Source organism: Pseudomonas benzopyrenica (assembly GCF_036884265.1).
Lineage (GTDB): Bacteria > Pseudomonadota > Gammaproteobacteria > Pseudomonadales > Pseudomonadaceae > Chryseomonas > Chryseomonas benzopyrenica.
Genome location: NZ_CP145723.1, coordinates 1,800,200 through 1,813,575, shown reverse-complemented (window position 1 = coordinate 1,813,575; position 13,376 = coordinate 1,800,200). Strand labels below are relative to the sequence as shown.

The window sequence follows — 13,376 nt, the reverse complement described above, 5'->3', positions numbered from 1 at the left end:
TGCTGCTGGAGACCTATCGTGCCGCCCCGTTCGACCTCGCGCTCCCGGACCCCCGATCACGCTCTCGCCACCCTCCTCGATGAGCTACGCGCCCTGCACGGCGCTCTGCAACAGGCCAGCGCGGACCCACGGCTGGATCGGCAGGCGCTCAATCCCGCCTACCGGGCCAGCGCGCAGAACCTGCTCGCCTATCTGGCGCTGCGCGATGGCGACCTGCATGGCTTGCAGCTGCAGCTCTCCGCCCTGGGGTTGTCCTCTCTGGGCCGCTCCGAAGCCGCGGTGCTGCCGGCGGTGACGACGCTCATCAACACCCTGGAACGATTGCTGGGTGGCAGCCCAGCGGCACGGCCTACCACCAAGACCGTCAACCCCCTGGCCGACCACGCCCGGACGCTGTTCGGAAACCCATCCTCCGCACGGGCGGTGCGCATCATGGTCACCCTGCCACGGGAGGCCGCGGACAACTATTCGCTGGTACGCGACCTGCTGGCGGCGCACATGGATTGCGCGCGCATCAACTGCGCCCATGACGAACCGGCCAGCTGGCGGCGCATGATCGAGCACGTGCGGCGGGCCAGCGCGGAGCTGGACCTGCCGTGCAGGGTGTTCATGGACCTGCCGGGACCCAAGTTGCGCACCGGCCCCATCGCCACGGGCGCGGCGGTGCAGAAGGTAAAGCCCGAGCGCGACGCCCAGGGTCGCGTACACCATCCGGCGCGGGTCTGGCTGACCGGTCGCCGCCGGTCGCGACCGGCGCCCTCCCCCGCGGCGGCCAGTATCCAGGTAGGCGAGCGCTGGCTGAGCGGCTTGCAGCCAGGTGACCGGATCCAGCTGACGGACACGCGTCGGGCGCAGCGCCGCTGGACGGTCGTCGAGGTCACGGACCGCGGCTGCTGGGCGGAGGCGGCCAAGACCACCTATCTCGCACCTGGGCTGCACCTGAGCGTCGAGCGCGACGGACGCAAGCGGCACAGCCGCATCGGTGACTTCGCTCCGCAGCCGGGCGCTCTGCGGTTGGCCGAGGATGACCTGCTGATCCTGACCGCCGACCAGACGCCCGGCCAGTCCGCCAGCCATGACAGCGGCGGTCGCCTGCTGACACCGGCCACCCTGGGCTGCACCCTGCCCCAGGTGTTCGCCGACGTGCGCGGCGGCGAGCCGGTCTGGTTCGACGACGGCAAGATCGGCGGGGTGATCGAGCGCGCCGACCAAGAAGCACTGCACGTCCGCATCACCCATGCGCCCGGCGGCGCCAAGCTCAAGGGCGACAAGGGCATCAACTTTCCCCAGAGCACCCTGCGGCTGGCACCGCTGGGCGACCAGGACCTCGCCGCCCTCGCCTTTGCCGCCGAGCATGCCGACGGCATCGAGATGTCCTTCGTCAACAGCGCGGACGACGTCCGCGCCTTGCTCGCGGAATTGGAACGCCTGCAGGCCGACCACTTGGCCGTGATATTGAAGATCGAGACTCGGCGAGGCTTCGACAACCTTCCCGCGCTCTTGCTGGCGGGCATGCAGCGCGGCGGATTCGGCGTCATGATCGCCCGTGGCGATCTGGCGGTGGAAGGCGGCTTCGAGCGTCTGGCGGCCCTGCAGGAAGACATCCTCTGCCTGTGCGAAGCGGCCCATGTGCCGGTGATCTGGGCGACCCAGGTCCTGGAGAACCTGGCCAAGAAGGGCTCGCCTTCCCGCGCCGAGATCACCGATGCCGCCACCGGGGTCCGCGCCGAATGTGTGATGCTGAACAAGGGCCCGCACATCCTCAAGGCGGTCGCCACCCTGGATGAGTTGCTGGTGCGGATGCAGGGCTACAACAGCAAGAAGCGCCAGATGCTGCGCAAGCTGGAACTGGCCTCGCCCTGGGCGGACTGATCCGCCCAGGGCCGGTCAGGCCTAGAGAACCTGCAGGCGACCCGCTTCCAGACGGACACGAGCCCCATAGGGCCAGGCCTGGTTTTCCGGGCCGTGGCCGCTGGGCAGGCCGCGGTAGAGGGCGATGCCGCGCGGGGCCAGCCATTCGGTGAAGATCTCTTCCAGCGACTGCTCGACGTTGCGCTGCGGGCAGTCGGTGAAGGTGCCCAGGCAGACGGCGCCGATGCGATGTTCGGTCAGGTTGCCCAGCAGCTGGCAGAGGCTGCGCTCCAGCCGGTAGTAGGGCTCGCCGACGTCTTCCAGCATGAGGATGGCGCCATCATGGGGACGCAGCGCTGCCGCCGTGCCGACCACGCTGGCCAGGGTGGTGAGGTTACCCCCGATCAGCTCGCCGGCAGGCACCTGGGCCGGACCGGCCAGGCGCTCCAGCTGCCAGCCCGGACGGGCACCGGCGCACAGCTCCAGCACCGACTCCAGCGAGCGGGTACGGGCGACCTGGGCTTCAGGATCCTCGTCACGACGCCCCCAGTCCAGCGCGCCGGGACCGTGGATTGCGGTGAGGCCACGGCGGTGAAAGGCTTCCAGCAGTACGGTCAGATCGGAGTAGCCGATCAGGGGCCGCCCCTTGCTGCTGGACAGCCGCGACCAGTCCAGCCAGGGCAGCAACTGGGCGGAGCCATAGCCGCCGCGCAGGCACCAGACCGCATCCACGTCTGCCTGGCTGAACGCCCAATGCAGATCCGCTGCCCGCTCCTCGGCGGTTCCGGCGAGATAGCGATGACGCTTGAGCGCCTGCTCCCCCAGCACCGCTTCGATACCGGTGGCCTGCAACTGCTCGACCGCTGCCGTGACCAGCTCTTCCTTGACCGCACCTGCCGGACTGACCAGCGCCACACGCCGCACGGGACTCATTCCAGCACCTCCACTGGCATGCCGGCCTCGATGACGCCACGGCCCAGGGGGATGACGTTCATGCCGAACAACATGCGGTTGTCATTGAAGCGGTATTCGCGCAGCGCAGTCAGCGGTTGCCGATCCGGGTCCTTCTCGCCGGTCACCGGATCCTGGGTGATGACGATGCAGCGCGCGCAGGGACAGGCGACGGCGAAGTCCACCGCGCCGATACGCAGGCGCTTCCAGCCGTCTTCGGCGTATGCGGGCGTACCCTCCACCACCAGATTCGGCCGGAAGCGCAGCATTTCCAGCGGCTTGCCGACGCGCGCCACCAGATCGGCCAGAGAGGCCTCGCTGGTCAGCAGCAGGGGAAAGCCATCGGCGAAGTGGACCTTCTGCCCGGGCTCGGCAAAATCAGTGTTGATCTGGCGAGCATGGCTTTCGGCGATGTGCACCAGGCGGCAAGGACGCCCGAGGAAGTCGCTCAGCCAGGCATCGGCTTCGGCAGCCACCGGCGCCTGCAGGGTGTCACGCCAGATGGTCACGCCCAGGCGTTCGCCCGTGGCCTCCGGGACGGTCACCTCGATCGGCTCCTGGCCCGGCGCGCTCAGGCGCAGGCGGTCAGCGGCCAACCAGCGCGCCTCGATGTGATTCATCTGCGCCAGTTGGCGCAGGGTCAGGAAGCGGCCGGTGTCGGCATCCACCACCATCCAGCGGCGATCACCCACCAGGCCCAAGGCGTCCACCTCGGCCTGCGCCAGCGATTCCACGGCCGTCGACTTGACGGGATAACGATAGAGGGCACTGAGGTACGACATGGGCGCGGCTTCCTGGCGGCGGACAAAGGCCGCCAGTGTAAGGGAGGCGCCGGAGCGGCGAAACCGCGGGAACTACTCCTCGGCCAGCGCCAGGCGCCGGCGCACTTCCTCGACCAGTTGATCGGGCTGGAACTTGGAGAGGAAGGCGTTGCAGCCCACCTTTTTCACCATGGCTTCGTTGAAGCTGCCGGACAGCGAGGTGTGCAACACCACATAGAGATCGGCGAGGCGCGGATCCTGGCGGATCTCGGTGGTCAAGCGGTAGCCGTCCATTTCCGGCATCTCGGCATCGGTCAGTACCATCAGCAGCTTCTCGGTCAGCACCACGCCCTCGTCAGCCCAGGCCTTGAGCTTACGCAGGGCCTGCAGGCCGTCGGTGGCGACGTGGAATTTCAGATCCAGCTGCACCAGGGTGTCGCGCAACTGGCCAATGGCGGTGCTGGAGTCGTCGACCAGCAGCACCTCGCGGCCGCGGGCCTTGGCCAGCAGCGGATCGGCCAGGCGTTCCTGGGAGACCTTGACGTTATAGGGGGCGATCTCCGCCAGCACCTTTTCTACGTCGATCACCTCCACCAGGCGGTCTTCGATGCGGGTAATGGCGGTCAGGTAGTGCTGGCGTCCGGCGCCACCGGGCGGAGCCTGGATGCTGTCCCAGTTGAGGTTGATGATGCGATCGACGCTACCGACCAGGAAGGCCTGCACCGAGCGGTTGTACTCGGTGACGATGATGGTGCTGTTCTCGTCGGGGGTGATGGGTCGCATGCCGATGGCGGCGGCCAGGTCGATCACCGGCAAGGTCTGGCCCCGCAGGTGGACCACGCCGCAGATCATCGGATGGCGCTTGGGCATCTGGGTCAGGCGCGGCAGCTTGAGGACTTCCTGCACCTTGAACACGTTGATGGCGAACATCTGCCGGCTGGACAGCTGGAACATGAGAATTTCCAGACGGTTCTCGCCAACCAGCTGAGTGCGTTGATCGACGGTGTCGAGAATGCCGGCCATGGAAAGTCCACTCCAAAGATAAGTCAGGTCACAGGCTATCGGCGGCTGACGCCAGTTCTTGAGTCCCGGAAACAGGAAAGCCGCCCGAGGGCGGCTTCCAGAACGGACGCGCGGATCAGGCGCGCGGCAGGGTCACGCCGCGCTGGCCCTGGTACTTGCCGCCGCGATCCTTGTAGGAGACCTCGCAGGCCTCGTCGGATTGCAGGAACAGCATCTGGGCCACGCCCTCGTTGGCGTAGATCTTGGCCGGCAGGGTGGTGGTATTGGAGAACTCCAGGGTCACGTGGCCTTCCCACTCGGGCTCCAGCGGCGTGACGTTGACGATGATGCCGCAGCGGGCATAGGTGCTCTTGCCCAGGCAGATGGTCAGGACGTCACGGGGGATACGGAAGTATTCCACGGTGCGTGCCAGGGCGAAGGAGTTCGGCGGAATGATGCAGACATCGCTGACCACATCGACGAAGCTCTTGTCATCGAAGTTCTTCGGGTCCACCACCGCGGAATGGATGTTGGTGAAGACCTTGAATTCATTGGCGCAGCGCACGTCGTAGCCGTAGCTGGACACCCCGTAGGAGATCACCCGACTGTCATCCGCGCCGCGCATCTGGCGCTCGACGAAGGGCTCGATCATGCCGTGCTCCTGGGCCATGCGGCGAATCCACTTATCCGATTTGATGCTCATGGCAGGTCTGGCTCCGCGGCGAAAAATTGACCGCGCATTCTAGTGGATAGCCGCGCGGTCTCAAAGGCGAACGGACGAAATCAGTCGTCGCTGACGGTGATGGTGGGCATGCCGCCGCCGGCCTGACCGCCCTGGGCGATGCGAGCGCCGACCTTGCGCGCCAGCTCCTGGTAGATCAGCGCGATCTGGCTGTCGGGATCGGCGATGGCGGTGGGACGTCCGGCGTCAGCCTGCTCGCGGATAGCCATGGCGAGCGGCAAGGAAGCCAGGAGATCCACGCCGTACTGCTCGGCCAGCTTGCTGCCGCCGCCTTCGCCGAACAGGTGCTCGGCATGGCCGCAGTTGGAGCAGATGTGCACCGCCATGTTCTCCACCACCCCGAGCACCGGGATGTTGACCTTCTGGAACATCTCCACGCCCTTCCTGGCGTCCAGCAGGGCCAGATCCTGGGGCGTGGTGACGATCACCGCACCGGCCACCGGCACCTTCTGCGCCAGGGTCAGCTGGATGTCGCCGGTGCCCGGGGGCATGTCGATCACCAGGTAGTCGAGGTCATTCCAGGCGGTTTGCGTGATCAGCTGGATCAGGGCGCCAGAGACCATGGGACCGCGCCAGGCCACCGGGGTCTTGTCGTTGGTCAGGAAGGCCATGGACATGACCTCGACGCCATGGGCCTGCAGCGGGATGAACCACTTCTCGTCGCGCACCTCGGGGCGGGTGCCCTCGGCGAAGCCGAACATGATGCCCTGGCTGGGGCCATAGATGTCGGCGTCCAGCACGCCGACCCGGGCCCCTTCGCGGGCCAGTGCCAGGGCCAGGTTGGCGGCGGTGGTGGACTTGCCCACCCCGCCCTTGCCCGAGGCCACGGCGATGATGTTCTTGACGTTGCCCATGGCCTCCAGCTGCGGCTGGGCGGCGTGAGGCGCGATGATGCAATCGACCTGGATCTCGGCGGTCTCGACCCCGGGCACGTTCTCCAGCGCGGTCTTGAGCACCTGGGCCAGGCCACCCTTGAACAGTCCGGCGGCATAGCCCAGTTCGAAGCGGGCCCGCACCCGGCCACCGTCCAGCGCGAGGTCGCGCAGGGCGCCGGCGCTGAGCAGGTCCTGTTCGAGATAGGGATCGTGATACTGGCGCAGCGCGGCCTCGATGGCCTCGCGAGTCGGAGCGGTCATGCAGACTCCCGGAAACAGCGGATAGGAAAGAGAAGCTGCGGCCTATGCTACCCACTGTCCTTGCTAAAGCCTATCCACGCGGCGCTACACTCCCGGCTTTCCCCTCGCCCGTGGAGCCCTGCGTGAACGCCTCTTCCCTGCACATCAGTTCTACCTTCGACAGCGGCGCCGTCGAGGTGCTGTCCCTGGCCGATCACGCGGATATCCGCCTGCGCATTCGCCCGGACACCGCTTCGCCCTTCACCCAGTGGTTCCATTTCCGTCTCGAAGGCGCCCGCGACCTGCCCTGCCAGCTGAGCTTCGACAACGCCGGCGCGTGCGCCTACCCAGAGGGTTGGCGCGACTATGGCGTGGTCGCGAGCTATTGCGGCCAGGAGTGGTTCCGCATTCCCACCCGCTACGACGGCAAGACCCTGAGCTGGACCGTCACCCCGGAACACGACAGCCTGTTCTTCGCCTATTTCGAGCCCTATCCGGAGAGCCGTCACCTGGCCTTCATGGGCGAGGCGCAACGCCACCCCGCCGTCCGTCTGGAAACCGTCGGCCGTTCGCTGCTGGGACGTTCGCTGGACCTGCTGCGCATCGGTACGCCGGGCGCTGGCAAGAAGAACATCTGGATCATCGCCCGCCAGCACCCCGGCGAGCCCATGGCCGAGTGGTTCGTCGAAGGCCTGCTGCGCCGCCTGCTCGGCCTGGGCGAATACCAGGGCGACCCGGTCGGTGCCAAGCTGCTGGAGCACGCGGTACTGCACGTGGTGCCCAACATGAATCCCGACGGTTCGGCCCTGGGCAATCTGAGAACCAACGCCGCCGGTGCCAACCTCAACCGGGAATGGCTGGAGCCGGACGAGGAGCGCAGCCCCGAGATCCTGGCGGTACGCCGCGCCATCGCCGCGAGCGGCTGCGACCTGTTTCTCGACATCCACGGCGACGAGGCCCTGCCCTATGTCTTCGTCGACGGCTGCAATGGCCTGCCCAACTTCGGTGAGCGCGAAGAGGCCGAGCAACAGGCCTTCCTGCAGCGCTTCCAACGTGCCAGCCCGGATTTCCAGACCCGGTACGGCTATCCACGCGGTCATTTCGGCAGCGAGACCCTCAAGCTCGCCACCAAGTACGTCGGCCATACCCATGGCTGCCTGGCCCTGACCCTGGAGCTGCCGTTCAAGGACAACGCCAACGATCCCCGCCCGGATGTGGGCTGGAACGGTGCCCGCAGCGCCGCCCTGGGCGCGGCCATGGTCAATGCCCTGTACTGGCAGCTGGCCGATCTCTGAATGCTCGAAGTCTGCTGCGCGTCGGCCAGACTGCGTTGGAAACTGCCTCAGAATGCTCATTTACCCGTTGTAAACTGCGCTTCTTCGGCAATTTCCGCCTTGCCTGGCGCTAGCTCGCAGGACTTCGCGCTTTTCAACGCCCATTCCCACGGATGAAACCGACCGGCCATTTCGCTATGATGGTCGGTCAACTTATCAGCGCCGCGATCCAGCCAAGACCATGACCGAGCCCCGCAAGATTCTCGTCACCAGCGCCCTGCCCTATGCCAACGGCTCCATCCACCTCGGCCACATGGTCGAGTACATCCAGACCGACATCTGGGCCCGCTTCCAGCGGCTGCGCGGCAACCAGTGCCTCTATGTCTGCGCCGACGACGCCCACGGTTCGGCCATCATGCTGCGCGCCGAGCGCCAGGGCATCACGCCCGAGCAACTGATCGACAACGTCAAGCGCGAGCACAGTGCCGACTTTGCCGACTTCGGCGTGGCCTTCGACAACTTCCACTCCACCCACGCGGAAGAGAATCGCGAGCTGTCGCGCGCCATCTATCTGAAGCTGCGGGAGAACGGCCATATCGCCACTCGGCCGGTCACCCAGTATTTCGACCCGGACAAGCAGATGTTCCTGGCCGACCGCTTCATCAAGGGCACCTGCCCCAAGTGCGGCAGCGCCGACCAGTACGGGGACAACTGCGAGAAGTGCGGCGCCACCTATGCGCCCACCGAACTGAAGGATCCCAAGTCGGCCATCTCCGGCGCGACCCCGGTGCTGCGTGAATCCGAGCACTTCTTCTTCAAGCTTCCCGACTTCGCCGAGATGCTCAAGGGCTGGACCCGCAGCGGCGCCCTGCAGGAATCGGTGGCCAACAAGATCGCCGAATGGCTGGACGCCGGGCTGCAGGAATGGGACATCTCCCGCGATGCGCCCTACTTCGGCTTCGAGATCCCCGACGCCCCGGGCAAGTACTTCTATGTCTGGCTGGACGCCCCCATCGGCTACATGGCCAGCTTCAAGAATCTCTGCGATCGTCGCGACGACCTGGACTTCGACGCCTACTGGAACAAGGACAGCACCGCCGAGCTGTACCACTTCATCGGCAAGGACATCGTCAACTTCCATGCGCTGTTCTGGCCGGCCATGCTCGAAGGCGCCGGCTACCGCAAGCCGACCGCGCTGAGCGTCCACGGCTTTCTCACCGTCGACGGCCAGAAGATGTCCAAGTCCCGCGGCACCTTTATCAAGGCGCGCACCTACCTGGATCACCTGAATCCCGAATACCTGCGCTACTACTTCGCCGCCAAGCTCTCGCGCCACGTCGAGGACATCGACCTGAACCTCGAGGACTTCGTGCAGAAGGTCAATTCCGACCTGGTGGGCAAGGTGGTCAACATCGCCAGCCGCTGCGCCGGCTTCATCCACAAGGGCAACGCCGGCCTGCTGGTGGATGCCCAGGCCGCACCCGAACTGGAAGCCGCCTTCCGCGCCGCTGCGCCGAGCATCGCCGAGGCCTACGAGACCCGTGACTTCGGCCGTGCCATGCGCGAGATCATGGCCCTGGCCGACCGCGCTAATGCCTGGATCGCCGACAAGGCGCCCTGGAGCCTGGCCAAGCAGGACGGCAAGGCCGACGAAGTCCAGGCCATCTGCGCCCAGGGCATCGAGCTGTTCCGCCAGCTGGCGATCCTGCTCAAGCCGGTACTGCCCAACCTGACCGCCGCCGCCGAGGCCTTCCTCAACGTCGCCCCCCTGACCTGGGCCGACCTGGACACCCGCCTGGCCAATCATCAGCTCAACGCCTTCCAGCCCCTGCTCACCCGCATCGAACCCGCCAAGGTGCAGACCATGATCGACGCTTCCAAGGAAGACCTGGCCGCCCAGGCCGCGCCCGAGCCCGCCGGCAACGGCGAACTGACCAAGGCCCCGCTGGCCGAGACCATCGACTTCGATACCTTTTCCAAGGTCGACCTGCGCATCGCCCTGATCGAAAAGGCCGAATTCGTCGAGGGCGCCGACAAGCTCCTGCGCCTGACCTTGGACATCGGCGACGCCAAGCGCAACGTCTTCTCCGGCATCAAGAGCGCCTACCCGGAGCCGAGCCAGCTCGAAGGCCGCCTGACCCTGTACGTCGCCAACCTCGCGCCGCGCAAGATGAAGTTCGGCGTCTCCGAAGGCATGGTCCTGGCTGCCGGCCCCGGCGGCAGCGAGATCCACCTGCTCAGCCCCGACAGCGGCGCCAAGCCCGGCCAGCGGGTGATGTGACAGCGACGGCGCCGAGAGCCTGCGCAAAGCCGAGCGAGCTAGCGACAAACAAGGCGAACATGGCTGAGGAAGCGGAGTTTACAAAGCGTAAATGAGCATTCCGAAGCCATTTTCAACGCAGTTTGGCCGACGCGCAGCCGACTTTGAGTAGGCTCTCAGGGCGCCGTTCTTCCCCCAGTCCCGACCCTGATCATGAACGCTCACGCCACCCTCATCAGCGCCATCGACGCCCTGCTGCCCCAGACCCAGTGCGGCAAGTGCGGCCACCCCGGTTGCCAGCCCTATGCGGCGGGCATCGCCGCGGGCGAAGCGCACAACAAGTGTCCGCCCGGGGGCGCAGCCACCATCCTCGAGCTTTCAGCGCTGCTGCAGCGTCCGCCGCTGCCCCTGGATTCGCCCTATCCGGTGACGCCCAGCCAGCGCGCGGTGATCCGCGAGGCCGAGTGCATCGGCTGTACCAAGTGCATCCAGGTCTGCCCTACCGACGCCATCCTCGGCGCGGCCAAGCTGATGCACACGGTGATCGAAAGCGAATGCAGTGGTTGCGAGCTGTGCCTGGCGCCCTGTCCGGTGGACTGCATCGATCTGGTGGCGGTGCCGGCACCGGTCGATCGCCAGGCTGAACGTCAGCGCGCGCAGTACTACCGCCGCCGCTTCGACGCCCGCCAGGCGCGCCTGCAGCGGGACCGCGAGCGACTGGACGCCGAGCGCCAGCGCCGTCAGGTGCCACCTGCGACCGCCACGGCTGCAGAGCACCCCGCCACGGCGGAATCCTCGCTCAAGCCGCTGAAGATCGCTGCCGCCATGGCACGTGTCGCCCTGCAGAAGGCCGAACGGCAACTGACCCAATACGGCACGCCCGCACTGGAAACCCAGGTGCAGCAGTTGCGTGAAGCCGCCCAGCAGGCCCAGGCGGCCCTCGACCAGGCGCAGCAAGCGCCCGCCACTGCCAGCGCACCTGCCCTGGCGACGCCAGCCGCCGATCCCGCCGCCCTCAAGCGGGCGCGGATCGCTGCCACCCTGGCGCGTGCCCAGCTGACCAAGGCCGAGCGGGCCTTTGGTACCGAGCCAACACCCGAGCAGAACGCGCAACTGGAAACCTTGCGCAGCGCCGCTCAGCAGGCGACTCACCGCCTCGCGGCCCTGGAAGAGCGAATCGCCCCATGAACGCCGCCAAACGCCTGGAAATCTTTCGTCGCCTGCACGAAGACAATCCCGACCCCAAGACGGAGTTGGCCTATGCCTCGCCGTTCGAGCTGCTGATCGCGGTGATCCTCTCCGCCCAGGCTACCGACGTCAGCGTCAACAAGGCCACCGCCCGCCTCTATCCGGTGGCCAACACGCCCCAGGCCATCCTGGATCTCGGGGTAGAGGGTTTGTCGGAGTACATCAAGACCATAGGGCTCTACAACAGCAAGGCCAAGAACGTCATCGAGACCTGCCGGCTGCTGCTGGAGCGCCATGGCGGCGAGGTACCCCAGACCCGCGAAGAACTGGAGGCCCTGCCCGGCGTGGGCCGCAAGACCGCCAACGTGGTGCTCAACACCGCCTTCCGCCAGCTCGCCATGGCGGTGGACACCCATATCTTCCGGGTCAGCAACAGAACCAATCTGGCCCCCGGCAAGAACGTGGTGGAGGTCGAGCTCAAGCTGCTCAAGGTGGTGCCGAAGGCCTACCTGCTGGATGCCCACCACTGGCTGATCCTGCATGGCCGCTATGTCTGCCAGGCGCGCAAGCCCCGCTGCGGCAGCTGCCGCATCGAAGATCTCTGCGAATACAAGGCAAAAACCTCTGACGATTGAAAAAGGGCGTATCAAAGCCCTTCGGCGATTGAAAAAATCTTTTTTACCGGCCCCTGCTTTGTCGTTATAAGGTGCGCGAAAAGGTCCCGCCGCCCTGTCATGAGTGCGTGTGACCCTGTCCAGCCTTGCAGGAGTTACCAATGGCCGAAGACAAAAGCGATATCGATGTAGACGACGATTTCGAGACCGATAACGAGGCGTCCGAAACCGTCGATCCCGTCGAGCCCATCGTCAGCAAGACCAACCTGACCAAGCGGCGCCTGATCGACAACATGCTCGAAGAGCGCCGCCTGAAGCGGCAGATCTCCGAGTACGACTTCGATCTCTAGGCCATGAAAAACCCCAGCCTAGGCTGGGGTTTCGCGTTGCAGGGCGACCCTTACAGCAGGGTGCGACCCTTGCCGGCGGCGATGCGCATGCGCAGGGCGTTGAGCTTGATGAAGCCCGCCGCGTCCGCCTGGTTGTAGGCACCGCCGTCTTCTTCGAAGGTGGCGATGTTGGCGTCGAACAGCGACTCGTCGGACTGGCGACCGACGACGATGACGTTGCCCTTGTACAGCTTCAGCCGCACCACGCCGTTCACGTTGGCCTGGGAGGCGTCGATCATCTGCTGCAGCATCAACCGCTCGGGACTCCACCAGTAGCCGGTGTAGATCAGGCTGGCGTACTTGGGCATCAGCTCGTCCTTGAGGTGGGCCACCTCGCGGTCGAGGGTGATGGACTCGATGGCGCGGTGGGCCTTGAGCATGATGGTGCCGCCGGGGGTCTCGTAGCAGCCACGGGATTTCATGCCCACATAGCGGTTCTCGACGATGTCCAGGCGACCGATGCCGTTCTCGCCGCCGATGCGGTTCAGTTCGGCCAGCACCGTGGCCGGGCTCAGCTCCTTGCCATCGATGGCGACGATGTCACCGTTGCGGTAGGTCAACTCGATGTAGGTCGGGGTGTCAGGTGCGGCTTCCGGGGACTTGGTCCAGCGCCACATGTCTTCTTCGTGCTCGGTCCAGGTGTCTTCCAGCACGCCACCCTCGTAGGAGATGTGCAGCAGGTTGGCGTCCATGGAGTACGGCGACTTCTTCTTGCCGTGGCGCTCGATCGGGATCTGGTGCTTTTCGGCGTAGTCCATCAGCTTCTCGCGGGACAGCAGGTCCCACTCGCGCCAGGGGGCGATCACCTTGACGCCTGGCTTGAGCGCATAGGCACCCAGCTCGAAGCGCACCTGGTCGTTGCCCTTGCCGGTGGCGCCGTGGGAGATGGCGTCGGCACCGGTTTCGTTGGCGATCTCGATCAGGCGCTTGGCGATCAGCGGACGGGCGATGGAGGTACCCAGCAGGTACTCGCCTTCGTAGACGGTGTTGGCACGGAACATCGGGTAGACGAAGTCGCGGACGAACTCTTCGCGCAGGTCGTCGATGTAGATTTCCTTGACGCCCATGGCCTGGGCCTTGGCGCGTGCCGGTTCGACTTCCTCGCCCTGGCCGAGGTCAGCGGTGAAGGTCACCACTTCGCAGTTATAGGTATCCTGCAGCCACTTGAGGATCACCGAGGTGTCCAGGCCGCCGGAATACGCCAGGACTACCTTCTTCACATCCGCCAT

General features: G+C 66.0%; 12 protein-coding genes. 6 read left to right on the top strand and 6 right to left on the bottom strand.

Going from position 1 to position 13,376, the window contains the following annotated elements:
* Window positions 1–18: 18 nt before the first annotated feature.
* Window positions 19–1,872, top strand: coding sequence for a pyruvate kinase (locus V6W80_RS08425; RefSeq protein ID WP_338546583.1), 1,854 nt, complete (start codon window positions 19–21; stop codon window positions 1,870–1,872).
* 21 nt (window positions 1,873–1,893) lie between these two features.
* Here V6W80_RS08425 and V6W80_RS08420 read toward each other — a convergent pair whose 3' ends face one another.
* From V6W80_RS08420 to apbC, 5 genes are all read right to left on the bottom strand, one after another.
* Complete coding sequence (locus V6W80_RS08420; RefSeq protein WP_338546581.1) at window positions 1,894–2,784, bottom strand: S66 peptidase family protein; 891 nt, start codon at window positions 2,782–2,784, stop codon at window positions 1,894–1,896.
* On the bottom strand, window positions 2,781–3,584 hold the full coding sequence (locus V6W80_RS08415) for an MOSC domain-containing protein (RefSeq protein ID WP_338546579.1): 804 nt from the start codon (window positions 3,582–3,584) through the stop codon (window positions 2,781–2,783). The genes V6W80_RS08420 and V6W80_RS08415 overlap by 4 nt, the downstream gene beginning before the upstream one ends.
* Window positions 3,585–3,656: 72 nt before the next feature.
* Window positions 3,657–4,586, bottom strand: coding sequence for a chemotaxis protein CheV (locus tag V6W80_RS08410; protein ID WP_017640322.1), 930 nt, complete (start codon window positions 4,584–4,586; stop codon window positions 3,657–3,659).
* Between the two features lie 115 nt (window positions 4,587–4,701).
* Window positions 4,702–5,268, bottom strand: coding sequence for a dCTP deaminase (gene dcd, locus V6W80_RS08405; RefSeq protein WP_007162761.1), 567 nt, complete (start codon window positions 5,266–5,268; stop codon window positions 4,702–4,704).
* 80 nt (window positions 5,269–5,348) lie between these two features.
* Entirely contained in the window at window positions 5,349–6,443 is a 1,095-nt protein-coding gene (gene apbC / locus V6W80_RS08400; RefSeq protein ID WP_158896505.1) for an iron-sulfur cluster carrier protein ApbC, read from the bottom strand.
* 122 nt (window positions 6,444–6,565) lie between these two features.
* Here apbC and V6W80_RS08395 point away from each other — a divergent pair, with 122 nt between their 5' ends.
* The 5 genes from V6W80_RS08395 (at window position 6,566) to V6W80_RS08375 (ending at window position 12,108) form a co-directional block, all read left to right on the top strand.
* Window positions 6,566–7,717, top strand: coding sequence for a M14 family metallopeptidase (locus V6W80_RS08395; protein ID WP_231356345.1), 1,152 nt, complete (start codon window positions 6,566–6,568; stop codon window positions 7,715–7,717).
* 220 nt (window positions 7,718–7,937) lie between these two features.
* Window positions 7,938–9,977 (top strand): methionine--tRNA ligase, encoded by a 2,040-nt coding sequence (gene metG / locus V6W80_RS08390; RefSeq protein ID WP_338546572.1) that lies wholly within the window; start codon window positions 7,938–7,940, stop codon window positions 9,975–9,977.
* 192 nt (window positions 9,978–10,169) lie between these two features.
* Window positions 10,170–11,144, top strand: a complete 975-nt coding sequence (locus tag V6W80_RS08385; RefSeq protein WP_338546570.1) for an RnfABCDGE type electron transport complex subunit B — start codon at window positions 10,170–10,172, stop codon at window positions 11,142–11,144.
* Complete coding sequence (gene nth / locus V6W80_RS08380) at window positions 11,141–11,779, top strand: endonuclease III (protein ID WP_160923034.1); 639 nt, start codon at window positions 11,141–11,143, stop codon at window positions 11,777–11,779. Before V6W80_RS08385 ends, nth begins: the two co-directional genes overlap by 4 nt.
* Before the next feature lie 140 nt (window positions 11,780–11,919).
* Window positions 11,920–12,108 (top strand): PA3496 family putative envelope integrity protein, encoded by a 189-nt coding sequence (locus V6W80_RS08375; RefSeq protein ID WP_338546568.1) that lies wholly within the window; start codon window positions 11,920–11,922, stop codon window positions 12,106–12,108.
* A 50-nt stretch (window positions 12,109–12,158) separates the two neighbouring features.
* On the opposite strand, the gene V6W80_RS08370 is transcribed toward V6W80_RS08375, so the two are convergent.
* Window positions 12,159–13,376, bottom strand: a complete 1,218-nt coding sequence (locus tag V6W80_RS08370) for an argininosuccinate synthase (protein WP_017640314.1) — start codon at window positions 13,374–13,376, stop codon at window positions 12,159–12,161.

What these genes read in the sequence shown, in the direction of transcription:
- V6W80_RS08420 (WP_338546581.1), bottom strand. Translation starts at nt 2,784, where the DNA reads ATGAGTCCCGTGCGGCGTGTGGCGCTGGTCAGTCCGGCAGGTGCGGTC.
- V6W80_RS08415 (WP_338546579.1), bottom strand. Translation starts at nt 3,584, where the DNA reads ATGTCGTACCTCAGTGCCCTCTATCGTTATCCCGTCAAGTCGACGGCC.
- V6W80_RS08410 (WP_017640322.1), bottom strand. Translation starts at nt 4,586, where the DNA reads ATGGCCGGCATTCTCGACACCGTCGATCAACGCACTCAGCTGGTTGGC.
- dcd (WP_007162761.1), bottom strand. Translation starts at nt 5,268, where the DNA reads ATGAGCATCAAATCGGATAAGTGGATTCGCCGCATGGCCCAGGAGCAC.
- apbC (WP_158896505.1), bottom strand. Translation starts at nt 6,443, where the DNA reads ATGACCGCTCCGACTCGCGAGGCCATCGAGGCCGCGCTGCGCCAGTAT.
- metG (WP_338546572.1), top strand. Translation starts at nt 7,938, where the DNA reads ATGACCGAGCCCCGCAAGATTCTCGTCACCAGCGCCCTGCCCTATGCC.
- V6W80_RS08385 (WP_338546570.1), top strand. Translation starts at nt 10,170, where the DNA reads ATGAACGCTCACGCCACCCTCATCAGCGCCATCGACGCCCTGCTGCCC.
- nth (WP_160923034.1), top strand. Translation starts at nt 11,141, where the DNA reads ATGAACGCCGCCAAACGCCTGGAAATCTTTCGTCGCCTGCACGAAGAC.
- V6W80_RS08375 (WP_338546568.1), top strand. Translation starts at nt 11,920, where the DNA reads ATGGCCGAAGACAAAAGCGATATCGATGTAGACGACGATTTCGAGACC.
- V6W80_RS08370 (WP_017640314.1), bottom strand. Translation starts at nt 13,376, where the DNA reads ATGGCGGATGTGAAGAAGGTAGTCCTGGCGTATTCCGGCGGCCTGGAC.